The 25,740-nt window shown below is 57.9% G+C and carries 24 protein-coding genes; 12 read left to right on the top strand and 12 right to left on the bottom strand.

Features of this window, described 5'->3' with window-relative positions; translation table 11 throughout:
• Positions 1 to 14 precede the first annotated feature (14 nt).
• Together PSR63_RS26770 and PSR63_RS26765 are read right to left on the bottom strand one after the other, a co-directional pair.
• Positions 15 to 812, bottom strand: coding sequence for a hypothetical protein (locus PSR63_RS26770; protein ID WP_274329192.1), 798 nt, complete (start codon positions 810 to 812; stop codon positions 15 to 17).
• Positions 813 to 1,514, bottom strand: a complete 702-nt coding sequence (locus PSR63_RS26765) for a PTS sugar transporter subunit IIA (RefSeq protein WP_274329190.1) — start codon at positions 1,512 to 1,514, stop codon at positions 813 to 815.
• 370 nt (positions 1,515 to 1,884) lie between these two features.
• Here PSR63_RS26765 and PSR63_RS26760 point away from each other — a divergent pair, with 370 nt between their 5' ends.
• Complete coding sequence (locus tag PSR63_RS26760) at positions 1,885 to 3,408, top strand: Mur ligase family protein (RefSeq protein WP_274329189.1); 1,524 nt, start codon at positions 1,885 to 1,887, stop codon at positions 3,406 to 3,408.
• 166 nt (positions 3,409 to 3,574) lie between these two features.
• On the opposite strand, the gene PSR63_RS26755 is transcribed toward PSR63_RS26760, so the two are convergent.
• The 4 genes from PSR63_RS26755 to PSR63_RS26740 form a co-directional block, all read right to left on the bottom strand.
• Positions 3,575 to 4,408 carry a hypothetical protein gene (locus PSR63_RS26755; protein ID WP_274329188.1) on the bottom strand — a complete coding sequence of 278 codons (834 nt, stop codon included), beginning with the start codon at positions 4,406 to 4,408 and terminating at the stop codon, positions 3,575 to 3,577.
• Positions 4,409 to 4,840: 432 nt separating this feature from the next.
• Entirely contained in the window at positions 4,841 to 6,967 is a 2,127-nt protein-coding gene (locus PSR63_RS26750) for a G8 domain-containing protein (RefSeq protein WP_274329187.1), read from the bottom strand.
• Positions 6,968 to 7,039: 72 nt separating this feature from the next.
• Entirely contained in the window at positions 7,040 to 7,456 is a 417-nt protein-coding gene (locus tag PSR63_RS26745) for a hypothetical protein (protein WP_274329185.1), read from the bottom strand.
• On the bottom strand, positions 7,453 to 8,454 hold the full coding sequence (locus tag PSR63_RS26740) for a DUF1559 domain-containing protein (protein WP_274329183.1): 1,002 nt from the start codon (positions 8,452 to 8,454) through the stop codon (positions 7,453 to 7,455). Before PSR63_RS26740 ends, PSR63_RS26745 begins: the two co-directional genes overlap by 4 nt.
• A 566-nt stretch (positions 8,455 to 9,020) precedes the next feature.
• On the opposite strand from PSR63_RS26740, the gene PSR63_RS26735 reads away from it, so the two are divergent.
• The 7 genes from PSR63_RS26735 (at position 9,021) to PSR63_RS26705 (ending at position 15,178) form a co-directional block, all read left to right on the top strand.
• A complete protein-coding gene (locus PSR63_RS26735; protein WP_274329181.1) occupies positions 9,021 to 10,034 on the top strand; it encodes a hypothetical protein in 1,014 nt (337 codons plus the stop codon).
• Between the two features lie 85 nt (positions 10,035 to 10,119).
• Positions 10,120 to 11,187: an ankyrin repeat domain-containing protein gene (locus PSR63_RS26730; protein WP_274329179.1), complete on the top strand. Its 1,068-nt coding sequence runs from the start codon at positions 10,120 to 10,122 to the stop codon at positions 11,185 to 11,187.
• 73 nt (positions 11,188 to 11,260) lie between these two features.
• Positions 11,261 to 11,860: a hypothetical protein gene (locus tag PSR63_RS26725; RefSeq protein ID WP_274329177.1), complete on the top strand. Its 600-nt coding sequence runs from the start codon at positions 11,261 to 11,263 to the stop codon at positions 11,858 to 11,860.
• A gap of 69 nt (positions 11,861 to 11,929) precedes the next feature.
• Complete coding sequence (locus tag PSR63_RS26720; protein WP_274329175.1) at positions 11,930 to 12,778, top strand: tetratricopeptide repeat protein; 849 nt, start codon at positions 11,930 to 11,932, stop codon at positions 12,776 to 12,778.
• Between the two features lie 63 nt (positions 12,779 to 12,841).
• The gene (locus PSR63_RS26715; RefSeq protein WP_274329174.1) at positions 12,842 to 13,546 is read left to right on the top strand and encodes an ankyrin repeat domain-containing protein; all 705 of its coding nucleotides are present in this window, start codon (positions 12,842 to 12,844) and stop codon (positions 13,544 to 13,546) included.
• A 187-nt stretch (positions 13,547 to 13,733) separates the two neighbouring features.
• The gene (locus PSR63_RS26710; RefSeq protein ID WP_274329173.1) at positions 13,734 to 14,714 is read left to right on the top strand and encodes a DUF1559 domain-containing protein; all 981 of its coding nucleotides are present in this window, start codon (positions 13,734 to 13,736) and stop codon (positions 14,712 to 14,714) included.
• A 29-nt stretch (positions 14,715 to 14,743) separates the two neighbouring features.
• Positions 14,744 to 15,178 (top strand): carboxypeptidase-like regulatory domain-containing protein, encoded by a 435-nt coding sequence (locus PSR63_RS26705; RefSeq protein ID WP_274329172.1) that lies wholly within the window; start codon positions 14,744 to 14,746, stop codon positions 15,176 to 15,178.
• Between the two features lie 22 nt (positions 15,179 to 15,200).
• Here the strand turns inward: PSR63_RS26705 and PSR63_RS26700 are convergent, their stop codons facing one another.
• The 3 genes from PSR63_RS26700 to PSR63_RS26690 form a co-directional block, all read right to left on the bottom strand.
• The gene (locus PSR63_RS26700; protein WP_274329171.1) at positions 15,201 to 16,874 is read right to left on the bottom strand and encodes a hypothetical protein; all 1,674 of its coding nucleotides are present in this window, start codon (positions 16,872 to 16,874) and stop codon (positions 15,201 to 15,203) included.
• Positions 16,875 to 17,209: 335 nt separating this feature from the next.
• Positions 17,210 to 18,163: a lysophospholipid acyltransferase family protein gene (locus PSR63_RS26695; protein ID WP_274329170.1), complete on the bottom strand. Its 954-nt coding sequence runs from the start codon at positions 18,161 to 18,163 to the stop codon at positions 17,210 to 17,212.
• Between the two features lie 140 nt (positions 18,164 to 18,303).
• Positions 18,304 to 18,807: a tRNA (cytidine(34)-2'-O)-methyltransferase gene (locus tag PSR63_RS26690; protein WP_274329169.1), complete on the bottom strand. Its 504-nt coding sequence runs from the start codon at positions 18,805 to 18,807 to the stop codon at positions 18,304 to 18,306.
• Positions 18,808 to 18,951: 144 nt separating this feature from the next.
• Between PSR63_RS26690 and PSR63_RS26685 the strand changes: the two genes are divergently transcribed.
• From PSR63_RS26685 to PSR63_RS26670, 4 genes are all read left to right on the top strand, one after another.
• Positions 18,952 to 20,097, top strand: a complete 1,146-nt coding sequence (locus PSR63_RS26685; RefSeq protein WP_274329168.1) for a glycoside hydrolase family 88 protein — start codon at positions 18,952 to 18,954, stop codon at positions 20,095 to 20,097.
• A gap of 77 nt (positions 20,098 to 20,174) precedes the next feature.
• Positions 20,175 to 21,317, top strand: coding sequence for a (E)-4-hydroxy-3-methylbut-2-enyl-diphosphate synthase (gene ispG, locus PSR63_RS26680; protein ID WP_274329167.1), 1,143 nt, complete (start codon positions 20,175 to 20,177; stop codon positions 21,315 to 21,317).
• Positions 21,318 to 21,341: 24 nt separating this feature from the next.
• A complete protein-coding gene (locus PSR63_RS26675) occupies positions 21,342 to 22,169 on the top strand; it encodes a DUF1570 domain-containing protein (RefSeq protein WP_274329166.1) in 828 nt (275 codons plus the stop codon).
• Positions 22,166 to 23,140, top strand: coding sequence for a nitrilase family protein (locus PSR63_RS26670; RefSeq protein WP_274329165.1), 975 nt, complete (start codon positions 22,166 to 22,168; stop codon positions 23,138 to 23,140). The genes PSR63_RS26675 and PSR63_RS26670 overlap by 4 nt, the downstream gene beginning before the upstream one ends.
• Here the strand turns inward: PSR63_RS26670 and PSR63_RS26665 are convergent.
• The 3 genes from PSR63_RS26665 to PSR63_RS26655 all read right to left on the bottom strand — a co-directional run bounded on the left by PSR63_RS26665 (position 23,137) and on the right by PSR63_RS26655 (position 25,637).
• The gene (locus PSR63_RS26665; protein ID WP_274329164.1) at positions 23,137 to 24,090 is read right to left on the bottom strand and encodes a hypothetical protein; all 954 of its coding nucleotides are present in this window, start codon (positions 24,088 to 24,090) and stop codon (positions 23,137 to 23,139) included. The genes PSR63_RS26670 and PSR63_RS26665 overlap by 4 nt on opposite strands.
• Before the next feature lie 236 nt (positions 24,091 to 24,326).
• Complete coding sequence (locus PSR63_RS26660) at positions 24,327 to 24,914, bottom strand: DinB family protein (protein WP_274329163.1); 588 nt, start codon at positions 24,912 to 24,914, stop codon at positions 24,327 to 24,329.
• A gap of 57 nt (positions 24,915 to 24,971) precedes the next feature.
• Positions 24,972 to 25,637 carry a 3-keto-disaccharide hydrolase gene (locus PSR63_RS26655; RefSeq protein WP_274329162.1) on the bottom strand — a complete coding sequence of 222 codons (666 nt, stop codon included), beginning with the start codon at positions 25,635 to 25,637 and terminating at the stop codon, positions 24,972 to 24,974.
• Between the last annotated feature and the right edge of the window lie 103 nt (positions 25,638 to 25,740).

Here is a 25,740-nt window from a genome sequence, read left to right as displayed (position 1 = left end):
TCATCCTATCGGCTTTACGGCCGATTGACGAGGGGCAAAATGCCGCAATCTGACTGCGGTTTGAGCAGGGTCGCCAAGTCAGCGAGGCGGAAAGGTTGCCCTAAGATCGCCGTAACGCCGCAAGATTGAGCTTTCTGCCAGTCTTCCCATGTGGGAGCCCCCAAGCACAGGATCTTGGTTGCTGCCGGAATCGCCAGGAACCAGCGGCCAAGCTCGGCGAATTCGGCCCCATCGGTGCCGGGGACAATGCCGATCAGCACGTCCAGGTCGTTGGCCTTCGTCGACTCTTCGGTCGAAACCCACTTGGCGGAATGCCCCAGGGCATGACAGCCCGATCGCAGGTAATCGAAGTCCGCCGCCGCCCCTGCCAGGATGCCAACGGTCGCCGAGTTACCGTCTGCGGCAATCTCGGAAAGCGAGGCCAAAGCTTGTTCCTGAGGGGACGACGTCGCTGGAACCGGCGAGCGGCCTTCAATCACTTCCGGCAAGCGATAAGACCACTCGTACCAGGCCATCCGCTGGATGCCTTCAGGCACAGGGCCGGTGCGGGCCTCGCCGATGCACCAAGGGCCAAAAATCTGGATCAGCTGTGCCAAAGGATTCCGCTGGCGAAACGCTTCGACATCGGCTGCCGAAAACCGCCCGGGTCGGGCAGCACATAGCAGGATGATGTCAAAGTTGGCCACCCACGCGGTCGCTTCTTCGGCGTGCAGCTCGATGCTGGGCCATGTGCTTAGCCAGGCAGCGAGCCCCTCGAATTCCTGAGATTCGAGATCGCCGGAGACCAGGACCTGTCGCTTGGCGGCATCCACTTAGATGGCGTCCTCGCGCTCGCGGATCAATTCGAGGACCTCGTCGGCATGGTCGGCCGCCCGGATCCCTTCCAGGACTGCGCTGTCGTTGATAATGCGACTGAGCCGGGCCAGTGTTCGCAGGTGCGAGGGATCGTCGATCGAGCCGATCAGAAAGAAGACGTCGGTCAAAATCCCGCGGCTGCCACCGAAGGGAATCCCCTGGTAGGTGCGACCCATCGCCAGGAAGCCTTCGGAAATGATCGCCGGCAGCGGACGCCGAGGGTGAAGCAGCGCCACGCCGTTGTCGAGCGCCGTCGAGTGCATGTTTTCACGCTGCAGCACGGCGTCGATCATCTTTGGCTCGTCCCACAGGTACCCGGCCTGCATCGCCACATCGCAGATTTCAGTAATCACTTTGCGCGGCGAGCGGCTGGTGATCGGAATCTTGATGGTGCTTTCGTGCAGCATGTCCGAAATACAGACGGGCTCTTCGTGCTTGCCGTGCCGATCGAGCACGCCTTCGACGCGTTCCAGTTCGCTATCGTCGAACACGCCGATCCGGTGCTCGAGCCAGTGATGGATGTCCGCTTTGGCGAACTTCCACTTTCCAGCGACCTTGCGGCCGGGAATATCGTCGCGGTTGGCGAGCTTTTCCACCTGAGGCGGTGTCAGGTGAAGATAAGCGGCCAGTGCATCCAAATCAAAATCTTGCGAAGGCATGTTTGTCGGCCCTGCTAGCAGAGCTTGGTAATTGGTAAGCTTCCTCGACTAGGGGGAAGCCGGTGTAGGGTCAGTTGGAAGTTTTCAGTGTTCAGTTTTCAGGAGGAGATTGAGTCCGCCTAGGCTCTTTCCTGCTGAAAACTAAACACTTCACACGGAAAACTCGACATTGCCTGCGGGCGATGTCGGTAAAGTCGGGTTGACTCTTTAGCGGAAATGGAAAACATTAGCTGCAACGTCAAGCGACAAGCCTATTTTAGGCATGTCCCCGGTCAGGAAGAACCAGGACAGGTCGTTTGCGTACTAACTTCGGATGGATTCGAGGTTTTTCTCTTTCGGTTCGCGCCCAAAATTGGCAAGGAGGCCAACGATGTCGCAGACAATCACTTCTCGCGTTGGAGTATCGCTTCGTAGTTTGCTACCAGAAGCGAAATTCTTCGGCGGAAGCGACATCTTCGCCAAGGCCTGCTGTGCCCGACCAGAACACGTCCTGCCCGGCGAGGTCTTTATCGCGATCTGCGACGATAACGAAGACGGCCACGACCGGGTCGACGAAGCCATCGAACGCGGTGCCTCTGCGGTTGTTTCCGAAAAACCACTCCCTGTTAGCGTGCCGGTGTGTGTGGTCGGAGACAGCCGCGAGGCATACGGTCAGCTTTGCCATGCGTTGGCCGACCAGCCGACCGATCGCATCAAAGTGATCGGCGTCACCGGCACCAACGGCAAAACGACCACTTGCCTGCTGATCAAGGCCATTCTGCAAAAAGCAGGTGCCAAGGTCGGCAGCTTGACCAGTCTGGGCTTCGACAACGGCTACGACGAACAATCGTGGGGCCATCCCACGCCCAACCCGGCCATCATGGCCGATATGCTTTCCCGCATGCAGTACAACGGCTGCACCCATGCGGTGATTGAAGCTTCCAGCGAAGGCCTGGTCAAGCAGCACCTGGCTGGCGTTCAGCTCGATGTCGCCGCGTTCACCAACATTCGCCAGAATCATATCGAGCTTCACGGTTCGGCCCGCAACTACTACCGCGCCAAGAAGAAGCTGCTGAAATACCTCCGCGATACAGGCGTCGCCATCTTCAACGGGGACGACTCGAACTGCGTGCGGCTGTTGAACCAGGCCGAAGTCCCTTCGCTGTCGATCGCCATGCACGGCGTCGGGGAAATCACTGCTTCGGTCGTCGAACGTCACAAAAGCGAACAAACCTTCATGCTGACTGCCGGTAGCCAAACGATGCCGGTCTGCACCCGAATGATCGGTGACCATCACGTTTACAACTGCCTGGTCGCGGCTGCGGTGTGCCTGGTTTATGGCGTCGATCTGAAGACCGTCGTTCGCGGGCTCGAGTCGGTCGAGACCTTGCCGGGCCGGATGCAGCGGATCGAATGCGGTCAGGCCTTCGGTGTCTTCATCGATCAGGCCCATACCCACGACGGGCTGGCCGTCGCACTTAAAACCCTTCGCCGCGTCACCCATGGTCGACTGATCTGTGTGTTGGGTGCTCACGAATCGAGCGATCGGGTGAATCGTCCCCTGCTGGGCCGAGTGGCCGAACGAGGTAGCGACGTCTCGCTGATCACGATGAGCGGTACCGGCGGCACCTCGCGCAATGAAGTGGTGCACGACATCATCGATGGCTTTGCCCGACCAGCCAAAGCGCATGTGATTCCGAACCGCAAGGAAGCCATCCGTTACGCACTCAGCCAAGCCGAAATCGGCGACACGGTACTGATCACCGGGCAAACCACCGAACGCCTGGTCAGCGATCGCGTCGAACAAAGCGAACCCCGCGACTGCGACGTGACTCGCGAACTTCTGTACGAAATGGTCCAAGACGAAGAAGCGACGCCACCGGCCGAAGCCAAGGTCATCGCGTTTCCTCGGTAGGGTTCCTCTGGTAGTCGCTGGTTGCGATCAGCGCATGCCGCTTGTTAACCGCGCATGCACGATCACTGTTCAAAACGGTGCCGAACTTCTGGCGGTACATATTGGGTGAAGCTCGTTCATGAAACCCTAACCCTAGCCTTCTCACTGCGAGGGAGAGGGGACCGGATCACACCGGTGGCCCGCGTTCTTTGGCCTGTTCGAGTACCGTTTTCAGGCGAGTGCTTTCGTAGCTTTGATATCCCTGATCACGCTTTACCTGCTCGATCCAGAACTGTAAGTCGAACTCCACCACCTCGATATGTGGGCGTACCTTCGGCACGTTCTCACTTGGCAAATGCTGTTCGTACGATGGAACGTCCCTCACGCCACCCAGCTCACGTCGCAGGCAATCGATTTTGGCTTGCTTTGCGTGAATCTTTTCCTGTAGCTCCAGATCCTGCAGCTTGAGATGGTAGAAGGTCCACGCCAGGTAGCGTTTCTCTTGGTGCGTGTGCGGCTGTTCCAAGGGAAGATCGTGGCGCCGGCGACTCCTTGGGCGGCTTGTTGCTGAGTCCGTCGTGCGAGTCTGTCTCGCTCGCTTGGGGTTCGGCAATTCCGGCGGATCTTCTTCGGGGAACTCGTAGGCCGCAACCTCGGGATCGATCGGCTGCGTCAGATAGTCGGCACAAAAGCCGGGGTCGTCCGATGCGAGGAACTGAGCCAAACGCTGCTCTTGCTCTGCCTTCTGGGCTTGTTCGTAGGCCTGCCAGGCGGCCTCTTTCAGGGCGTCTTGCCGGCGCGCGATTTCGTCCCAGGGCGAAGGTCTCATCCTGGGTGGCTTGCAAGAAGGCTCTTGCGGTGGCGAAGGTTCCTCGTGGGGCTCGTCATCCGAGAGATACATCAACACTTCCCCGCAGCAGGGGCAAACAAGTCGGTTGCCATCGCGCACGGCGACCTGCGGAGCGTGCTCGGTCGAGCCTGCTCCGTGTGTTTCCGGTTTTGGTGCGTGGTGATGGGACATGACAATTCATTGAGTTGATGGTGTGGCACTGGCCTCTGGTCAGTGTGAAGCAGGAATACGATGTCCAAACCAATCCCGCTGCAAGAGCACTGGCCAGAGACCAGTGGCACACGGAGATAGGGTGCGGCACCCGGGGATCGGAATGATCCGCTGGGTGTACGTGCAATGTAGAGGACAAGCGCTTCCGTAAGATAGTGCGCCTGGAATTTTTTTGTAGGGCCCGCGTGCCGCGGGTCGCGCAATGGGTACCAGGCTTCCGACCCGCGGCATGCGGGCCCTTACAATATCCGTGACGATCTGCGTCATCCGCGGTTCGGTTTCTTCCTCGGAATTCGGTGGCTGGTACCAGGTTCGCCCCTCACCCTAGCCCTCTCCCCATAGGGGCGAAGGGACCGGAGGGTGGACATGGCCTTCGGTTTCGAGGGTTTCGTTCTACTGAACGACCAGCTGATGGGGCGCGATTTCCTTCAGGCCGTTCACATCTTCCGCCACGGCCGTCAGGTTCAGCGACTGGCCTGCGGGGGCTTCGAGGGTGATTTCCCACTGGGCGAAGTGATCGCGGCAGGAACGTGCCGGTTGACCGTTTACGGTCACGCTTTTCACGTCACTGGTATCGGACGTCGATCCTTCAATGTGCACCAGGCTACCGTGGCGGACGGCCTTGGTGATCACCGTTTGTGGCGGCAGGTCGTCGATGAAGCTCGAAACGCCGCGGAAGATACGCTTCTCGGAAGCTTCCTCTTCGCTGACCGCCGGCATTCCCATGCTCAGCGGGTTGTGAATGTCGTTGACCCGCATCTCTTTCGTTTGCAGTCCGCGATAGCCAGAGCCATCCATAATCGACCGCCAGATGGCTACGTCAGAGCGAAAGACGTTCAAGCCGTCGACAAACACGCCGGTCGTTCCCAGGTGAATCCCCCAGTTTGATTCCCAGCCCTTGAAGTTGCGGATCCAGAACGGATAGCCCGGCGTAGGAATCGCCTCGGCGGCTTCCTGGGCGAGGGAAAGGTTCTGATCGTAAATGTCGAGCCCGCCACCGTCAGGCCGACTGACGCCGCGGAGATTCAAGCAGAAGAACCGCATCGTGTGGGCTTCATTGTCTTGAAAGCGAATGAACGGCATCACGCGGGTATCTTTGCTGGTCAGCGAGCCATGCACTTCGCGGATGGTAAGATGCGGATTGAAGCCGTCGGCTTCTTTGTTCTCGAATCGATAGCCGTACTCGGCACACTCGGCGGCCACGTTGCGGGTAAAGACGTTGTGACAGTTAGCAAACCAGAAGCCTGCCCCGCGATTCTTGTCGTACGGAACGACTTGCTTGGGGAGCGGCTTACCAGGCCCGACGACGGCGCTCAGGTTGTGATCGAGAATGTTGTTGGTCTCGGTGCCGTCTTCCAGGAAAAAGCCGTGCCCAACGCTCTTGTAGCCGACGCAGTCACGCACCACGATCGAGTCGGTGCCGTGGATCGTGAGAAAGCGGTTGTGGCTATCCCAGATGGAAGCACCGATCACCGAACTGCCGCGCATCGTTTGTCCGCACAGATGAAAGTGCAGGCTATAGCGGCCCAACAGGTCCCGTTTGCCCAGATGGCGGAACTCGGCGTAGCTGATCGAACCCTTCGATTCGACGTGAATCATCGTGTGGCCACGCACGCCGTCGGGGTTGGCCGATTCGACAATCACGTTGCGCGTGAGGTTGGCGACTTCTGCTTTGAACTCGTCGTCGGCGTAGTGCGCGAACGTCAACGGCTTGTCGAGCGTGATCGTATAGCCGCCGCTGAAGTCCTTGCTGCCAACCTTCACGATGTGGCGTTCTTCAGTCTGAGCCGTATCGATGAAACCGCCGCTGGGTCCGCCGCGGCGTCGCTCGCGTTGTTCTTGGGTGCCGGTCACAATGATATGATCGCCGGGCTTCCAGTCTTCGATTGATTCGACCACTGTCACGCGCTCGTCGCCGATGTCGCTGGCTCGGTGCATTTTGACCCACGTGTTACGCATTGGCTGACCGTGGATTTCCATGTGCCCACCGCAGTTGATCAGCGCGGGGCACGACTCCTTGTCCATCCCTTCGACGTAATGCAGACGGATGGTTGCCGTGTGCTCGGCGGGAATCGGATTACCCGGTTCGCCAATCAGAAGCGTCGGAACCAACGCCGTGGTGTGCATGCCGTGATGGTGATGGTGGTCATGATGCGCGTGAGCGGATGGCTCTGGCATGTCCGTGCAGTCGAAACCTTCCTCGGTCGGTTCTTCCGACGCAAGCAGCGAAACCAGTCCCGCGTTGAGCAATGTCGAGCGATCCTGAGCGAAGCGCAGCGTTCCTGCGATCTGTACAAGGCGATACACCTTACGCGACTCGAGGTCGTAAACGACTTCGTGCCCGGCCCGGATCACAACCTGGTCGCCAGCTTCAGGTAGTTCGCCACCGTCCCAGGTTGCCTCAGCCGACCAAGGGCCAGACTGTTTCGAGAAAACAACGCTCTGCTCTGCGGCACTGACGGCCGAGATAGAAGTAACTAGCAGCAGGGCTGCGAAAGCAAGAATCGAAAAAGGTCTCACGTAAAATTCCTTGTGGAATGAAGTGTCTCAATCAGGTTCACCGCTGCCTCAGGCGGCGATGTGAGGGAGAGTTCAGCGAGAAAGATCGATTGGGGGGAGTTCGTTCTCGCCAGCTTGAATGGTCACGGTCGCGGCCGGGTGCTTCAGGCTGCGGTACTTGCCTCGCAGCATGTCGGGGCCTTCGATCGTTTCTTCCTGGGTCACGATCCGCTTGGGCCAGAACGCCGTGATGACGTACTCGCCAGGCTCAGGCACAGACCAGTTAAAGTGCCCGCTATCTTCCGTCCGCGTGCTACTGGCGACGGCCTCGGCGTTGGGATCACCGGCATCGTGAAAGACGACGTACAGCCCGCCGGCCGGTTTGCCGTCGACGGTGACGGTCCCTTCAATCAAAGGAACCTCTTCGGTCTGGCTACAGCCGAGCACGCCCAGAGAAGCCAACGTGATTGCCACGCAGGCAACGTGTTTCGTGATGGTCTGCCAAATCATGGCGAGGCCACCTCGCCGCCGTCGCGACTGGCCAGCGACATCAGAACGCGGCCTGACATCCCTTCGTTGAAGAAGCGGACGCTGCCATCTCCCATGCCGACGGTTGCTCCGCCGGGATGAAAGCCGAACAGGCCCTGCGAGTTGTTGCAGTTCACAGTGCAGCCGGTGCCTGAGGGGGTCGAACTGCCGGTCGGGTAGGTGGCCGGGGTGTAGTTTGAATAGGTTTGCAGTTGGAATGCACACCAGCCGAGCCACGTTCCCCAGGCACCCGGCTGATCCAATGTGAAGTCCGAATCACCCATCGGCATGCCAACCCCTTTTACGTAGTGCTTATCGTAGCCGGCGTGTTCCAGGATCATCGTTGTGTTCGACAAGCCATCAGTCGTGTCGCGCATCTTCGAACCAGGCTCGTAGCGATTCAAAATGGGGGAAGGCCTTGTCGCGCCCGGGAAGTAGAGTTCGTAGCTCGACGAACTGATCAAGTGGTTCACCCAGTAGTCGTTGGCCCAGCCGGTCATGATGTTCGGATCGTTGGCGCTACTGGTGGTTCCGCTGGTCGTGAGAAAGTCGCCATAGCTAGAGCCGGTGCTGCTTGACGCACGCATCTTGATCAGCCCTTCCACCGGGTTCGACGGACAGCGAATGATTTGGACGTATGTATTGGCCGCAACTTGATTGACCGGATCGGCGAAACCGGCCGGTGCCGTGCGGTCGAAAAGATCGGTCAGGTTACCTTGTTCGAGAAACGGCAGCACGAACACGGTCGATCCATACTTCGGATTGCTCGAACCGCGCGCTGGGGGGAACTCGCCGTAGGTATCGTGAAAGTTGTGATACGCCAGCCCCATCTGCTTGACGTTGTTAATGCACGAATTGCGCCGGGCGGCTTCGCGAGCCTGTTGCACGGCCGGCAAAAGCAGCGCGATGAGGATTCCAATGATCGCGATCACGACCAGTAACTCGACTAAGGTGAACCCCTGCGGGGATGGACGCTGCACAGTTTGCGTTCCTATGGGCCAGATGGAGGGAGGTTTAGCAGGCTTGCGCGCATGCGCTGGCAGATACTCGCCGGTACGCAAACAGCGTTCCGAGAACGAAGCGGCTTGCAAGTAGAACGCTGCTTATGCGTATAAATACCGCGCGCATAGCTTGTTTTCGCGTAGAAAAGAAAGTTGAAGCGAGCGACGAAGTTTTAAGATTTATGCCGACTTCCGGCTTGCCGTTCGTCGCCAAAAAATCGGATGTCATGTCGAGCGACATGGTTGTCGGTCCGAGCAACATGCTTGCGGCCTGTGCTGCGGAATTCTACGGATGCCAGCGCGCCAAGAGTTTTTTTCAAATCTGTGATACAACACGCAAGCCGACGTGTTATGCTGGTACCAGACTCCTCGATGCCCGAATTGCCAGTCGCTTTTCGCGTCCTCATACGTGGGCTTCGTTGGGGGCTAATCACCTTCCTTCCCCAATTCCCTTTTCCGTTGGTTGCCGTCAGCTCCCTTTCCTTTGCGCTGCTGGCATCCCAATCCCCAATCACAACCGAAGAAGTCAGCTCGGAGCTCTCATTATGCGTTTTCTTTCGATGCCTGTTGCCCTGATTATTACCTGCGTCACCGCCTTGTCGCTTGTTGCTGAGGAAAAGCAGCAGCCGGTGCGGATGGGCTCTGGGGCGATGACGTTCGATACGGTCCCTGGCTGGGGCTTGCGTCCCGATGGGCACTCGGCGATCGGTCCGTGCCACGGTTCGGTGGTGATCGATAAGGCCGGCAACATCTACACCAGCGCCAAAGCAGGCGTCTTCGTCTTTTCGCCGGACGGCAACGTGATTCAGACGTACCCAGGCAAGGACTACTCGAACATTCACGACATGGAGATCCGCGAAGAGGAAGGGGGCGAGTTCATCTACGGTGCCCGCAACAACGACGCCGAAGGGATCAAGTTCAATGCTCACACCGGCGAGATAGTTCTGCGGCTCAAGCTGCCTGAGGAAGCAGGCCTGGGCAAGGTCAAGTTCAACCCGACCGCGATCACCGTGGCCGCCAATGGCGATATTTACCTGTCCAACGGTTACGCGACCAATCACATCTTCAAGTACGACAAGAACGGCAAGTACGTGATGCACTTCGGTGAAAAAGGAAACGGCCTGAAGCAGTTCAACACGGCCCACGGCATGACGCTCGACACGCGTTACGAACCGAATCGTTTGTTGATCTGCGATCGCAATCATCAACCCAAAGGCCGCCTGCTGCATTACACGCTCGAAGGCGAGTTCATCGAAGAAGTGATCACCGGCCTGGGCATGCCGACCTCGGTGGCCATCCAAGGCGATTTTGTCTCGGTGCCTGACCTGCACGGTCGCTTGGTGGTGCTGGACAAGAACAACACCATCATCGCGGTGCTGGGCAACAACCCCGACCCAGCCAAGGGACGCAACTACAATGTCCCCCAAGACCAATGGGTCGAAGGCGTCTTCAGCGGTACGCACGGTTCGTACTGGGATGCCGAAGGGAACTTGTACGTACAAGACTGGAATGTCTCGGGGCGGATCATGAAGTTGGTGCGGATCGATATCACGGAGTAGCATCAGGCTGACCCGCTTGCAGCTTGAGGAGCAAGCGCTCGTCACCTGTATCAACAATTCAGTTCGCCCATTCTTGGTCAAGCATATGCGATACAAGACGTTGATCTCGTTGTCGGCTCAACTGGTCGATCACGACGGTTCCCTCGTTGCGTCAGAAGGGCTCGTGCGAAAGCTGGATGGCCTCGCCTGCCATACGGACTCGGTGTTGAACTACGCCGAGGTCGACTTTGCTGAAGAGTGTGCACTTCGTGGAGGGTACCCGCGTTTAGTCGTGGATGCCAAAGGTAAGCTCGCCATTGCGGTGGAAGTCGATAGCGAGCAAAAACTGTCTCGTAAACAGCTTAGCGCACTGCGGGCCGATGTCGAAGGACAGCTTACCGACGGGATCGGCGCGGGATGCTTTGATGCCCTGTCGGTCGCTACCGGCGTGGCTGTAGAAGTACGATTTCCTTTGAAATCGAAGTGCACTCAGACCGAAGGCTCGGCCTGGCGTGCGAAAGCAACGACCGAAAAGGGAAACCAACAGCGGATCGCCGCGGCTAAAAAAATAGTCGCCAAGATGGATACGGCTCCGCCCAAGAAAGTTGCTGCCAAGAAGGCACCGGTTAAGAAGCCAACCGTCAAAAAGCCAGCGGTCAAGAAGGCCGCTGCCGTCGCGCCGGCTGGCAAGAAGGATCGACCGAATCTGAAAAAGCTTTTTCGGCTGCTGGATAAACCCGAACGCGATCAACCGTACGATCAGATCAAAGCGGAACTGGATGCATGCGGGAACGATCTCAGCATGGTCGGCGACAAGGAATACCCTTATGGCAATTTCAACGACCCGAAGCTGTTGAGGTTGCTACTCAAAGCAGGGTTGCCGCCGGAAACAATCGATGTGAAGGGCAACTCGCTGCTGATTCAAGCGGCAGGAAATCCCAAGTGTGTGGAGCTACTGCTGAAGCAAGGAGTCGACGTCAATCGCGTCTGCGACAGCTACTACGCGTCCACCGCCTTGATTCGCGCGGCCTTCCTGGGCAAGCGTAAGTCCGTGGAAGTCCTTCTGCAACATGGAGCAGATCCCACCATCCCAGACGCGTCGGGCGACCTTGCGAAGGACATTGTCGACAAGTACTCGCGAGATCGACAGGCAATCATCGATCTGCTGAGTTGAAGCACGCTGGCTAGCTGTCACGGCTGATTGTGAATGCTTCCACGCAGTGCGACTCCTAAAACCCGAGACGAGTATGCAACTATCTCCTTCGGAATTCTGGCATTGGTTTTGCGGTTTTTCCGGGCGTCTGCCAACCGACGACATCCCCGATGCGCTGCAAAACGAGCTGCTGTCGCAACTGCATCGGTATGACAGTCGGCTGTACTTCTTGATGTCGACCAGTTCTACGCCAAAAGAATTGATCATCACCGCTGACGGTGACGTCGAGGCATTCCAAGCTGCCGATGCACTCGTTGACGAAGCGATCGACATGGAGGGCTGGAAGTTCTTCGCACTGAAACCACCCATGGGATTCGACTTTCGTTTTCAAGATGGTCCAATCGACGTCGATGTCTCCCAGTTATGGTTCATGCCCCTTAAGTCGCGTGAGAACCCGGCTGCATTGGGCGTGCAAATTGGTTTTCCGGATGCCGATTTTGTTTTAGATAATCAATCGGTTGACGCCGCTTACACCATCCTAGAGACTGCGATTGGAGAAAGATCGGTCGCAAACGACATCGCCCACGTCACGGTTGATGATCTGCCTAAGTCTCCTGAGGAGAACGGCTACCTCGAATTGCCTCGGCTGCCCGAGTTCATTGCGTTTTATAAGCGACGGCATGGTGGCGAATGAGTGGTTGGTTCGGTCGTGACCTGGTCGAAGCGCTCAGCTGTTGAAAAGATTTGCCCAAATCATTCCCCAATGCCTCAACCAACAAAACAGATGCGTCTTTCGCTGAATTACTTCATATTGCCGTTCATGGCACTCATCGGTTGTAGCACGAATGGCGATTCGCCCGGGCCTGCGGCTAAAACGGAGAATCGCGTCGTTTTCCGCGCCGCAGATGGCCGCGAGCTGACCACCGCGGACCTGGCCGACGCCACGGGAACTTTCGAGTACGAAATCTTGAGCAACAACGACATCCCTGCGAAAGCCAACCAGCTTCATCAACAAGCACGGCAGTTGGGTGCCGCTGGGCAATACGACGAGGCGATCCGCTTGCTGACCGAGGCCCAAACGCTGGCACCCGATTGGCCCTATCCGACCTACGACATGGCGTTCAGCTACTTGCTTAAGCAGGACTTCGCCAAGGCGCGCCAGTGTTATCAAAAGGTGATCGAACTGTCACCGCGCGGGTTCTTCACGGCGCTAACGGCACTTGACACGCTGGACCGAGAAGCGGCCGGTGAGCTGCCGGAAGGGACTTACGCGGCGTACTCGTCGCTGGAATGGGTCGACGATCCCCAGCAGAAAGCTCAACTGATAGGCGTGCTGGTCGAGCGGCTGCCCAGCTTCGCCCCAGCGTGGAAAGAGTATGCCCTGCAATGCCAAGAGCCGGCGGAAAAGTTGGAGGCGATCGAAAAGGGGTTGGCGGCCAATCCGGATGCCGAAACCAAGGGCATCTTGCTCATCAACAAAGCCCTCACCCTGAATCAGCAAGGGGACAAGCAGGCCGCCAAGGAAATCCTGGGCAGTCTGGCGCTCGATCCGAACGCAAGCTTCTCCAACGAACACCTGGCGAAGCAGACGTTGGCCATGATTGCCGAGTAGCTGGCAAGCCATGCGGTGACAGGTGAACGTGAACGTTCGGCACATAGCGAATTCAGATCGGAAGTGGAACAAGAATATCAACACTACTGGAACGTGGCAGCCAGCGGCGATACCAAAGCGGTTGTTCGTCATCTGGCTGCGGGTGTGCCTGTGGACATTGAGGACAGGAACCGTTACACCGCACTGACCCATGCTGCCGTCAACGGCCATGTCGAGGTCGTCACGTTGCTGTTGGATGCCGGAGCAAATATCAATCACCGCGATGTGGAGAAGTCGACGCCGCTGATCTGGACTGCCATTAACAAACACCTGGCCGCCGCGGAAACGCTGGTATCACGCGGTGCCAAACTCGGGCTCAAAGATCAAGCCGGCAACTCCGCCCTACACGAAGCGTGCTTCGGCAACATCGAAGCCGGTGCGTTGGAAATCGTGAAACTCCTGGTCGCACACGGGGCATCCGTGGATCTGCTGAACAGGGCCAAGGAAACTCCGTTACAGATGGCTTGTGCTGGCGGCCTCGCAACGATTGTGGAGTACCTTAGTACGTGCGGGGCGGATATCAACCACGTAAACAAACATGGCTTTACCCCACTGATTCATGCCATGCGCTGCAATCACCCGAATGTAGTAGATACACTCTTGCGACTTGGAGCAGACCACACCCGAAACGCAGAGCGATTCACGGCGACCGTGACGGAGATCCGCGGCTATGGCTTTTCTGGTGTTCTTGAAATCTTGGAACGCTTTGGAATTATCCCCACGACCTAAGAGCGTGAAGCACGGATGATCCGAACGGTTAGGACGTCAGGCTGACGCACCGATGTTACCCTGGCTGCCAGCGCCACCCCACCTGCTCTGGTAGAGGTTGTCAATCCACCGTTAGGTGTGGTATAGTGCATGTGATTTATCTGCAATCCCTTTTTTCTTCTATCTCGTCGTGATAAGGAAGTATTTCGTGGTTTCGATCTTAAAAACCAGGCAGCTCCGCGGTTTCACTTTGGTGGAATTGCTCGTGGTGATTGCCATTATCGGCGTGTTGATTGCCTTGCTGTTGCCGGCCGTGCAGCAAGCCCGTGAAGCAGCACGACGCATGCAATGCTCGAACAATCTCAAGCAAGTCGGCCTGGCATTTCACAACTATCACGACACGGTCAACACGCTTCCGCCGGGCTCGTTGCGGCTCACTGGGCATGGAAACTCGGCCTGGGTCCATATTCTGCCGTACCTGGAAGCAGGCAACGTGTACGACCGCATTCCCACCATGCAGTGGTTCTGGCTGGGAAGCACGACTTCCCAATCGGCGGCAACCCGCGCGGCCTTTGCCGACTTCAACCCTGTGTGGATCAATTGTCCGTCGAGTGCCTTGAACGATACGACCAATCAGCAAGGTACGGACATCGTCATCGCAGACTACATTCCGATTTCCGGTGCCGAAGGCCATTCGACGTGTGATCCTAACAATACTCAGATGGGCCTGGTGTGCGGCGGCGGGATGCTCGTTCCCAACATCGTGCATGGTTTCCGCGATGCCACCGATGGAACGTCCAACACGCTGCTGGTCGGAGAAAGCTCGGGACGTACGTTCAACAGCAGCGGTGCGATTGTCGATGCTCGCAACAGCCGCAATAGTGGTTTCCAAATGGGGAAGAACTACAACACATCTCCTAAGGGAAGCGATACCTGGTATGTCAGCCACGATCATAGTCGTCGCTGCTACAACTTCACGACGATCGTTTCGCCGATTGGTACCAACACGTACAACGGCACCACCATGGGGAACGATCGCTGCAACAACCCCATGAATTCCGAGCATCCAGGCGGCGCCCAATTTCTGTTCCTGGATGGCAGTGTGCACTTCCTGCCGGAAACGACGCAGTTAGCCGTGCTAAGAAATCTCGCCAATCGAGACGACGGCAACGTTGTGACCATTCCTTAGCACCTAACTTCACCCGCAGGTATTGTGTTATGAAGAGCAACTACTTTCAGGCCGCTGCGTGCCTGACCATGGTATTTGGATTGGCGGTGATCGTTGGCTGCCAACCGCCTGCCGATCCGGCCGGCCAGGTTTCCGGTACGGTAAGCTACAAGGGCACGCCCCTTGAAGATGGAATCATTTCTATCGTCAACTACGATACCGGCGTCAGGATCGATAGCGAGATCCAGCCTGATGGAACGTACCTGGCCACAACGCACAAAGGTGGACTGCCGCCAGGGGAATACAAGGTCGTCATCTTTCCACCGGAAATCGTCGACCCCAACCCACCGCCGAATTCGGAGCCGGGGATGGTTCTCAAAGATATGGACAACATCCCCAAGCAGTATCGTTCGCCACAGTCCACGCCGCTGACGCTAGAGATCTCCGAAGGAGACAACACGCTTGACGTCGATATGTCTCCGTAGCCAGGCCAGTGAATGCGGAAGCCTATTCCGAGGACCAAGGGCCCAGGATGACGTTTTCCGATCGTCCGTTCTCATCGAAGACGGGACGTTGGCCACTTTCGTACTTGCCGGTCCTCGTTTGTCGCATGATGCTCGGCGAATCGTAGAATGCCTTGACGGCGGCTTCGTCGGGAAGGAAGGTCGCATGACCGTCCGGGTAAATCACCGTCGCGCCCCCTCGAAAACCGGCGTACTGATCCTGGGCACCATGCAGAACTCGATCAGTATCTAAACGGCGATTGACCGAGTCCTTCAGCCGCCGCACGATCGGGCTGCTCACATCGGCGACCGTATCGCCATTGGAGGCAACCAAAGCGATGTTTCTGCCTGGCGCGCCGGGGTCGATCACGCCCATCAGGTCGTAGTCGCCAACGACTGGCTTCTTCAATTTAACGTCGATGACCTGGCCCTTTTCCAGCTTCCAAAACTTGGAGGGCAAGTCGATGACTTTTCCGTCTTGCGTTCGTGCGACCAGGTCCTTATCAACGACTGCATACCCGCGAGACCGCACAGCCTTGACGTTTTCGGCCATCACGATGCCTTGGTTCGAGGGCTTGGTGGTGGCAATGCCTTCCAGGTTCTTCGCTTTGGGCGGGCATTTGAACTTTTCGATCAGGTCCAGTGACTTCGGGTTCGTGTTGCGAACGACGACGATCACCTTCTGCTCTTTCGCGGCGGCCTTGAATGCGTTGAAGTGGGCTTTGGTGATGCCAGAATCGCGGATGTAGCCTTTGGTGGCCTTGCCATACAGTACGAAACCTTTGCGGCCGGGAACCAGTTTGGCCATTTTGCGGACGATCTTCGCGAGCTTTGGAAACTTCGCCAGGAACTTCGTCAGCCAAGCCGTAGCGCGGACCATTGCGACCTGAGGAAATCCGAACAAGGCCAGCAGCGAGTAGATGATGAACGGACCAACGATCTTGCCCAGCTCGTAGGTGAAACGCACGGTGCTGCGACCGGTAAGCTTTTTGAAGGAGGTGGCCATTTGCGTGCCGACCTGTTTACCGAGCTCGTAGGCCATCGCGCTGTCGGTCAGAATCTCCTTGAGGAACGCGTAGGCCGCATAGGCGATCTCGCGAATGTTCGTCGCCAGGTCAACGATACCGCGGACCGCATCGACCACGTCTTCCACGATCCCCGTGATCGCGCCAGCGCCAAAGACCAGCGGAAACACGATCGTCACCACCGAGCTTTCGGCGAGCTTGTTCCCGAACTTCCGAAAGTCTTCCGTGCTGAGTTGATCCTGCAAGCCTTCCTTGAGTCCCTTGATGAATGCCCTGGCAGCGCGAATGATCCTCCGCACGAAATCGCTGGCCGAGCGGATCAGATCGATGATCGCGTCGAGCCCCAGCGAGTCGGCGATGGCACCGGTGACGGGAAACGGCCCTGCCATGCCGGGCCCGTAGACTCGGGCCAGTCCCCCCATCCCCGCGCGGCGATTGAACCGAGTCAGCGCGTTGTTATTCCGATGATAAGCCGCGCGTGCCGCTTGCAGCCGGGTATCTTCGTTCTCGCAATACGTCAGCATGCCCTCAATGCCAGGGCACTTGTAACGACGCACCGCATTGCGGAACACATCGTCGGAGTACATCGAGCTGGACGGGGTATTCGAATTTCCACGACCAGCAGGCGTTCGACAGCGATCGGCACGACCCATTTGCATTCTCTCCAACGAATTCGGCGATCGACGACGATCGCACAGCGCTCTTCTCAAGTTCCGGTCCCCGCGGATGCCGCAGGATGCCTGATTATCGAAAAGTATGCGAAGGTGTTTCGCGCATTCCGCGAAAAAAAGAAATCTTGCGCGGTCGGTGCAATGAGAGTTGTGATTTGAGTTCGCTTATGGGTTGTCGCGTGGGACGCCCAGGCAAAGACCTATCCCGGTGTGCCACTGGCGTCTCGCCAGTGCGAAGTGGGGACGAGGGTTGCTCACCGGTAAGATGCTTCAAAGACACTGGCCAGTAGCACACAGAGTTAAAAGCTGGCAAGCTGCTAAGCAGCCGAAGCCAGTTTGGCCGCTTCCAGCTTCTTCTTTTCTTTCTCGCGTCGCTTCGCTGGGCGGTCATCTTTCCAGCGGTTGTGGACCCACCAGTATTGATCCGGGTCGCGGCGGACGACGCGCTGGAGCATTTCGTTGTACCACTGGGTGACTTCTTTGACCCCTTTGGGTTCGTCACACGTGGCCGGGTCGTAGATGCCTTCGACGCCGAACTCGAACTGCATCGGGCCGCCGGTGCGGCGCATGTAGAGGAACACCAGCGGAGCGCCGCTGGTCATCGAGAAGACACTGATTGCTTTGTGGTACGAGGCCGGGCGGTTCATGAACTCGACCCAGCACCCTTTCGCGCCGGCGTTCTGATCGCACAAGAGGGCCAGAGTTCCGTTTTGGTTGAGCACTTCTTCGATGTACGGGGCGCTGCCTTGCTTGGGCAGGATGATCTGGCCGGTCGCGCTGCGGAACTCTTCCAGGTACTTGTGCAGAAACGGATTATCCAGCGGCCGGGCAACCGTGTACGTGGGGAAGCCGAGCATGCCGGTGCAGTAGCCCATCACCTCGAAGTTGCCGAAGTGTCCCAGCAGCACCACCACCGGGCGGCGGCCGAGGGCCTGCTCGATCTGGATGTGGATGTCCTTCATCTTGATGTGCTTGTGCCAGTTGGTGTCGTGCAGCTTGCGCGGCGCGTGGGCGATCTCGCAGATCATCAGGCACAGGTGGTACCAACTGCGGCGGGCCAGTTTCTTCCGCTGTTCGGGCGAAAGCTCGGGGAAGGCGTGCATCAGGTTCGAGTCGACCAGTTTGCCGCGGATCTTCAGCACGTCGCTGGCCAGCCAGGCCAGGAATTTGGAGCATTGGGCGCAGACGGAAAGAGGCGTTGCCTGAAGCGTGCAGATAAACAGGCGAACGATCAGATAAACGACGTAATCAACAACAAGCTTGGGCCTCATTTCGCCTCCCTGCGATGCCTGGCCGACATGAATCTTTGGGTCGCGGGCTATTGTGAGAAAAAGCCAGCTATCAGGGAAGATCAATCCACGAAGGATGTTTGACTGCCCGGATTTAGGCGAACTGGCGATTCAGGGCTGCTTTACCCAATCGGAGACTCACCAATCGGTAAAGAATATTCGCCGGCGAGGGTCAGCTGACGGACCCCTTCGTAGGCGATCACGGCGGCCGTCGAGGCCAGATTCAAGCTGCGGACATCGGTTCGCATGGGGACCGAAATGGCGGTCTCTTCGTTCGCTTCGACCAGCTCGCGCGGCAGGCCTTTCGACTCGCAGCCGAAGACGAATGCGTCTCCTTTCTCAAAGCGAACGGTCGCGTAACTGTGCTTGGCGGTCTTGGTTAAGTACCACTTACGATTGGACTTAAGGCGATCGGCCAAGGTCTCCCAGTTGGGGACGACTTCCCAGTTCAAGTGCTGCCAGTAGTCCATGCCGGCGCGGCGGAGGGCCGTGTCGTCGACCTGAAAGCCCAGCGGTTCGACCAGCCACAGTTTGCTGCCGGTGGCCACGCACGTTCGCCCGATGTTGCCGGTGTTGGGCGGGATCTCAGGGGCGTACAGCACGATATGAAAGACAGGGTCGTACATCGAAATTTTTTGGGTTCCTTCCGGCAGTCGCTTTTCGGGCAGCAGGAGTAGGGCTAGTATGAGCCACGAGAATCGCATTATAGCCGATAACGGTCAGCGACTTTACGCCCCTATCCCGTGTCCCCGTAAGAGTTTCGCACGATCATGAGTGACCAGCGCACCGAGCAATACACGAAGGCCCTGCAGTTCGCCGAGAAACAGGTCGCCGCGACCAGCCAGCAGCACCCCGACTACTTCCCGATTTACACCGAGGGTGGTAAGTGGCGGCATGATAAAGAGTTATGGACCGACTGGTGTGCTGGCTTCTACGCCGGGATGATGTGGCAGTTTCACCTTCGCACCGGCGACCCAGCCTGGCGTGAGAAGGCCGAACACTACTCGAAGCTTTTGGAACACCGTCAACACGATCGCGACGTACACGACCTGGGCTTCATCTTCTTGAGCACCTACCTGCCGTGGTACCAGCTGACCGGCGACCAGCATTTGCACGACGTACTGGTCCAGGCCGGGCGGACCCTGGCGATGCGGTTCAAGGAAAAGGGTCAGTACCTGCGCAGCTTCGTGTCGGACGACTCGCTGTTCATCGACATCATGATGAACGTGCCGATCATCTTCTACGCGGCGAAAGAGACGGGCGACGAAGAACTGATGCGTCGCGCGGTCAACCACTGTAAGACCACCCGCGACACGATCGTCCGCGAGAACGGTTCGACGGCACACGAAGGCATGTTCGACTTGGAAACAGGCGAATTCCTGGAGCAAACCACCCATCAAGGTCTGCGTGGCGACAGCAGCTGGGCCCGCGGTTTGGCCTGGTCGCTGTATGGTTACTCGAAGTGCTACCAGCTGACCGGAGATGAACAGTATCTGGACGTTTCGATGCGGAATGCCGACTTCTGGATCGCCAACCTGCCGGAAGATAAGGTGCCGTTCTGGGACTTTGATGCCGACCTGAGCAAGCCCGCCCCATGGGGAGCCCAGAAAGAGACTTCGGCGGGAGCGATCGCCGCGTCAGGCCTGTTGGATCTGAGCCGGCAGACGAAGGACTCTGCGAAAGCGGCGCAATATAAAGAAACCGCCTTGGCAATGCTCGATGCCCTGGTCACGCCAGAATACTTGGCCGTGAACGACGAAGGCTGGGAAGGCATCCTCAAGCACGGTGTCTACCACACCGAGAAAGACCTGGGCGTGGACGAATCGGTGATGTTCGGCGAATACTTCTTCGTCGAAGCGCTGACCAAGGTGGTCCGGGATGCTTACCCGATCACTTACGACGGCCCAAAAGCTTAACCAATCGTGATGTTGCCAAAACCACTGCGGTTGTAGACAATACAGCAAAAGTCTTTCAACCGTGGGAGTTTACAACGTTGGAAATCGTTCGCAATCCGACGCGTAGTGTCGCGATCGGCAGCATCACCATCGGCTCTGGCCACCCGATCGCCGTCCAGAGCATGACGGCGACCAAGACCCAGGACATTGACGCCACCGTCGCCCAGGTTACCGACCTGGAGAAAGCCGGCGCCGATGTCATCCGGATTGCGGTCGACAATAAGAAGGACGCCGAAGCGCTTGCCGAGATTCGCAAGCAGACCTCCGGTAACCTTTCGGTCGACCTGCAAGAGAACTACCGACTGGCCGAACTGGTCGCTCCCCACGTCGATAAAATCCGTTACAACCCTGGGCACCTTTACCACCACGAGCGAGAAAAGCCGTGGCAGGAAAAGGTCGAGTACATCATTGGCATCGCCAAGGACAACGACTGTGCGGTTCGCATTGGGGTGAACTGCGGCAGCGTCGACCCGGCCAAGCTGGCCCTCTACGAAAAAGACGACTCGATTACGCCCATGCTGGAAAGTGCCTGGGAGCACTGCGACCTGGTCGACAGCCTGGACTTCCACCGCTTCTGTGTTTCGCTGAAGGATAGCGACCCGCAAAAAGTGATCGAAGTGAATCGCCGCTTCGCCGAGAAACGCCCCGACGTGCCGCTGCACTTGGGCGTGACCGAAGCCGGCATGCCGCCGGACGGCATCATCAAGACACGCATCGCGTTTGAGCAGTTGATCGGCACCGGTATCGGTGACACGATTCGCGTCTCGCTGACGGTTCCTAACTCTCGCAAGGGAGAAGAGATCGAAGCAGGCCGCAAGATCCTGGACGACATCGCCGCCGGCCGCGTTCGCACGGTGGTCGATTACGGGCTGCAGACGCTCAACATCATCAGCTGCCCGAGCTGTTCGCGAGTCGAGAACGAAGCGTTCGTCGACCTGGCTGCCAAAGTAAAAGAGCTGACCGAGTACGCGAAGGATCATAAGATCACCATCGCCGTGATGGGTTGCCGCGTGAACGGTCCTGGCGAGACCGACGACGCCGACCTGGGCCTCTGGTGCGGTCCCAACTTTGTGAATCTCAAACGCGGAGGGGAAGCTCTCGGCGCGTTTGGCTATGAAGAAGTGCTCGAGAAACTCAAGGAAGAGCTTGATCAGCTGATCGATGCTCAAACGGTCGGCTAACCTCGAACCCCGCAAGGACCACGGATGGCCCGCTTCAATCAACTTGTCGAACTTCGCCTGGCACTGCTGGTCAGTTGCTGCGTCTCGCTCGCGGTTGGTTGTACGATTTGGAACAACCAGATCCACGATGCGCCACCGACCTTCGTCGATGATGTCCCGCTGAAAATCGAAGCGGACTTCGATCTGCAAGACGATAGCCAGGTGTTGCAAGAGGTCCGCAATCTGAAGATGGAGTTGCGAGACGACCTGGGCATTCCGTTCTCGAACGACAAAATTCACGTCCGCATCTTCCGCGACGGGACGACCTTCGCCGAGTTCACGCGTCAGCACTTCCCACAGCTCAACGGACGCCGAGCTTTGTTTGTGGTCGAGCGCGGTGAGTACTACGTCTATGCGATCTGGTCGGAAAGCGTGCTTTCCGATCTACGGCATGAGCTGACGCACGCATATCTTAATTCGTCGGTCGGTACCCTGCCCTTGTGGTTGGATGAAGGCCTGGCCGAGTATTACGAAGTGGCTGGCGTGCCGGGACGACTCAATCGCGAACACCTGCCTTGGCTGGCCGATGGCATGCATACCGGCAAGTGGCAGCCGGACCTGGAACGGTTGGCGACGTTGGCCAAGCCTGAGCAGATGACCAGCACCGACTACGCCGAATCGTGGCTGTGGGTTCATTACCTGATGCAGAATCAACGCTCTGATATCATCCGCGGCTACCTGGTGGCTCGCCGCGATAAGCAAATTGTCGATCCGATTCCGCTGGCCATCCGCAACACGATTCCTCAAGCGGAACTCAAACTGGCCAGCCACGTCAGCACGACCTACCCCGCCGACAAACCACGTCTGCCATGATCATCCGCGCCGCGACCGTTCAGTTTCAGCATGCCCCTGGCGATAAAGAAGCCAACCTGGCCCAGGTTGCCAGGTTCGTCGCATCGGCAGCCGAGCAAGACGTTCGTTTGATCACCTTTCCTGAGATGTGCCTGAGCGGTTACTGGCATGTCCACAAGCTCGACCGCGACGCCATCGATGCGCTCGCCGAGGAAGTCCCTGACGGACCTTCGACCGTTGCGCTCGTGCAGCTCGCGGAAAAGTATCAGATAGTCGTTGGCGCCGGGCTAATCGAACGGGCCAGTGACGGCCAACTTTACAACACGTATGTCGTGGCCATGCCTGACGGAAACGTGCACGCGCATCGAAAGCTGCACTGCTTCATCAGTCAGCACATGAGCAGCGGAGATCGGTATACGGTCTTCGATTCGCCTCTGAGCTGCAAGCTGGGAGTGTTGATCTGCTGGGATAACAACCTGGTGGAGAATGCCAGAGCGACGGCCCTGCTGGGGGCGGATATCTTACTGGCCCCGCATCAAACGGGCGGGACCGCTTCGCGTAGTCCGCACGCGATGGGACGCATCGATCCGGAAGTATGGCATGCCCGCGATACCGATCCCGAGCGACTAGCCGCGGAGGTCAACGGGCCGAAAGGTCGCGAGTGGCTGCTGCGTTGGTTGCCGGCTCGCGCGCACGATAACGGCATGTTCATTCTGTTTAGCAACGGGATCGGTCTCGACGACGATGAAGTCCGTACCGGAAACGCAATGATCCTGGACTGCTACGGCAGGATTGCGGCGGAAGTGGACGAGCCGAAAGACAGCCTCGTCGTTGCCGACTTGGATATGAGCTTGTTAGACAAATGCACCGGCCGCCGCTGGATCCGCGGGCGACGTCCCGAACTGTATGACATTCTGACGAAGAAACAGGGCGGCGCACTCTCACCCCGCGAGGCCCGATTCTCGGAAGCTTCGACGGAAGAGACGTCTTAATCGATCGGCTTGCTCATCAGGCGAAGTTCGTCGATCACTTCGAATCCGAGCGTATCGACGACCTGGGTGAGCACCTCATTGTCGGCGGCAACCTGGGTTTCGACGACAGCCGTTCCTTCTTCGGTCATTTGCCGCAGCGTTTCGGCCAGGAAGAACTGGGCCTGAACCTGCGTGCAGGCATTCAAGCTATCCATATCGACGATGCCACTCATGCGGACACCGCGAAGGTGACTAAACGCTTCCATCTGAACGACCGTCAGATGCGCAAGCTCCTGGCTATCCTTCTTCTGGATCAGCGAGTACCGCGTGCGATGCTGATGCATGTAGATGCACGCATCGCGGTAGCTGGCAAATGGCGGATCGTCTTCACGCATCACGTTTAACGAGCGTCGGGCAGCAATCTGGTTGCGATCGACCGGTGGTCGGAAGCCTCGCAGAGCGCGACTGTAAACGCGCCAACCTTGTGCGCGATCGAAACCATGGCGAGCGGCCAATTCGATCATCCGCGTATCGGACACTAAGGCACCGCGGTTGCAACTTCCCTTGGCGAGTCCGAAATAGAATGGGCCCGGATCGGACGTTCCCCCCAGCAGGATTGACGTGGCCGAGGTTTCTCGCGCGAGGCCCTCGGCCGCATGAATCAGGGCATCTTCCACCTCAGCTGCTTCAGGGATGTTCGCCGCTAGGACAATCGGCAAGTTGGCGATGCCCGTACGAAGGTCTTCTGGCAGCAGTGGTCCGCTCAGGACCAAGTGCGCCATACCGGCCAGCTTCCCTTCGATCTCGGCGATCAAGAGATTCTTGGGTTGGAAATAGGGCTTGGCAAGAACCTGAGCTTCCAACAGCGTAACCGCCATCGGCTGGGCAAGTCCCCGACTGATGGGCTGATGGTTCCAGAGTTCCACCAGTTTGGGAGGATCGCTGTTGAGAAAGGGTCGAACGACGATCAAGAGAACAACATTTTCGGCGAAGTGGGGATGTTAGATGTCTTACTGGTAAGCGTATCCCAAATGTCCTTAAGCGGAAAGGTAGGCAGCTTTTGATCGGAGTGTGTTGCTGGTCTCTGTCGCAAAGGAAGATGCCCCGGTTGAGGGTTTCATCGCCGATGAACGACGATTACTAAACAGGAAGCTGCCGTTAGTGATTTACCCTGCGGTCCAAACGCGGGGGCTTCTCGCTGGGCTTGTTAATTCGGTTTATCGCCACCTTGGCTTGGATCTTCAAAAACACTGCGGCTGGATGCGGTTCCCCACGTACGCTCGTTGTGCTGTTGGCTTTGACCGGGGGCGATTGTGAGCCAATGCCATGGGCCCTGGTGAACCATACGTGCCACGATGGCGATCTGACCAGCGTGATAAGTGATGTGCGTGAGCGATCGCGTTAAGGCCTGAGCAATGGTGTGGCGTTCTCCGCGGATGAAAACCGGTTGATCGATGTTTGTCTCGTCGATTTGTTCGATGGCTGAAGTCAACGCCTGCCAGCCGGTATCGAATTGGGCCTGCAGCGCCGCGCGGTCTCCTTCCCAGTCTTCGAATTCGGTGTCGCGATCTCGGTCAGGCTTCTCGCCATCGGTGGTGAAGAGATCGGTCCAGCGACTGCGAAGGTTACCACCCAGGTGCCGCAGCAGGATCGCGACCGAGTTGATCCCTTCGGCCGGTCGCGTATGGAGTTCCGCATCGGAGAGTTGATCGACCGTGGCATCGATCATGCGCCGATACGAAGCCGCGGTCGCGGCCATTGCGTCGAGCCATGCCTGGCTACCGGGAGTCTCCATGCGTTTCTCCTTTGTTGCTGCTGGACCTTTGTCGCACGATAGACCGGCACCAAGCGATTAAAGTTCGCGCAGGCGGATTTCCTTGAAGTAGAAAACGCTGCCGGGGTCATGCGCTTGAATTGCGAGGGCTCCGCCGTTGGGATCGATCAGACGCTTGGCCCGACTGGCGGGACGCTCGGGGTTGTCGGGCTCGGTGTAGTCGACCATCTGCTGGTCGTTGACGTAGACTTGAATGCGTTTTCCTTGCACGCGGATGCGGATCGTAAACCACTCGGTTTCATCGACGGGCGACTGGTCAACCTGAACGACGGCATAAAGACTGCCCGTTTTGTTCTTTTCTTTCGTGGAACTATTGAGTTGAACCTCGTACCCTTTGTTCAGATACTTGCCGCCGCGAAGTTCGCGATCGGTGTGAAAGAAGAAACCTGAGTTCGAGCCCGGCTCGCTGCGGGCCACAGCGACCAGTTCAAAATCCTTGAAGGGAACATCGTGGCCGGTGTCTCCGACATAAAACAAGTGCGACATCCCATTCTTGCCGTGGGCTTTCAAGATACCCTCGGTAACGGTGAACGATTCGGGATGGGTGTTGGCCTGCCAACCGGTGAGATCTTTGCCGTTGAACAGCGACTTCCACGAGGAAGGTTCGTCGGCTACGAGATGGCTCGGCACCATGCAGCAGGAAACGATCAACAGCATAAGTAAAACGTGCGAAATGGATTTCACGTGGGATACCCTATCGGTGGAAGGAAGAATACGGAGGAGCGGTCAGGAGACTATGATAATGCAACAGCAGCCCGTTGTGATGTTTACCGCCTCAGCCGCGATC

It is taken from the genome of Bremerella sp. P1, from assembly GCF_028748185.1.
Classification (GTDB): Bacteria; Planctomycetota; Planctomycetia; order Pirellulales; family Pirellulaceae; genus Bremerella.
Note: the sequence above shows the minus strand (reverse complement) of the source record. Positions and strands in the feature narration are given on the sequence as shown.

Coding starts and splice junctions, on each gene's coding strand:
- PSR63_RS26725 (WP_274329177.1), top strand. CDS start 11,261: ATGCAACTATCTCCTTCGGAATTCTGGCATTGGTTTTGCGGTTTTTCC.
- PSR63_RS26695 (WP_274329170.1), bottom strand. CDS start 18,163: ATGAGGCCCAAGCTTGTTGTTGATTACGTCGTTTATCTGATCGTTCGC.
- PSR63_RS26685 (WP_274329168.1), top strand. CDS start 18,952: ATGAGTGACCAGCGCACCGAGCAATACACGAAGGCCCTGCAGTTCGCC.
- PSR63_RS26730 (WP_274329179.1), top strand. CDS start 10,120: ATGCGATACAAGACGTTGATCTCGTTGTCGGCTCAACTGGTCGATCAC.
- PSR63_RS26765 (WP_274329190.1), bottom strand. CDS start 1,514: ATGCCTTCGCAAGATTTTGATTTGGATGCACTGGCCGCTTATCTTCAC.
- PSR63_RS26760 (WP_274329189.1), top strand. CDS start 1,885: ATGTCGCAGACAATCACTTCTCGCGTTGGAGTATCGCTTCGTAGTTTG.
- PSR63_RS26705 (WP_274329172.1), top strand. CDS start 14,744: ATGAAGAGCAACTACTTTCAGGCCGCTGCGTGCCTGACCATGGTATTT.
- PSR63_RS26735 (WP_274329181.1), top strand. CDS start 9,021: ATGCGTTTTCTTTCGATGCCTGTTGCCCTGATTATTACCTGCGTCACC.
- PSR63_RS26755 (WP_274329188.1), bottom strand. CDS start 4,408: ATGTCCCATCACCACGCACCAAAACCGGAAACACACGGAGCAGGCTCG.
- PSR63_RS26745 (WP_274329185.1), bottom strand. CDS start 7,456: ATGATTTGGCAGACCATCACGAAACACGTTGCCTGCGTGGCAATCACG.
- PSR63_RS26675 (WP_274329166.1), top strand. CDS start 21,342: ATGGCCCGCTTCAATCAACTTGTCGAACTTCGCCTGGCACTGCTGGTC.
- PSR63_RS26670 (WP_274329165.1), top strand. CDS start 22,166: ATGATCATCCGCGCCGCGACCGTTCAGTTTCAGCATGCCCCTGGCGAT.
- PSR63_RS26690 (WP_274329169.1), bottom strand. CDS start 18,807: ATGTACGACCCTGTCTTTCATATCGTGCTGTACGCCCCTGAGATCCCG.
- PSR63_RS26720 (WP_274329175.1), top strand. CDS start 11,930: ATGCCTCAACCAACAAAACAGATGCGTCTTTCGCTGAATTACTTCATA.
- PSR63_RS26700 (WP_274329171.1), bottom strand. CDS start 16,874: ATGGGTCGTGCCGATCGCTGTCGAACGCCTGCTGGTCGTGGAAATTCG.
- PSR63_RS26660 (WP_274329163.1), bottom strand. CDS start 24,914: ATGGAGACTCCCGGTAGCCAGGCATGGCTCGACGCAATGGCCGCGACC.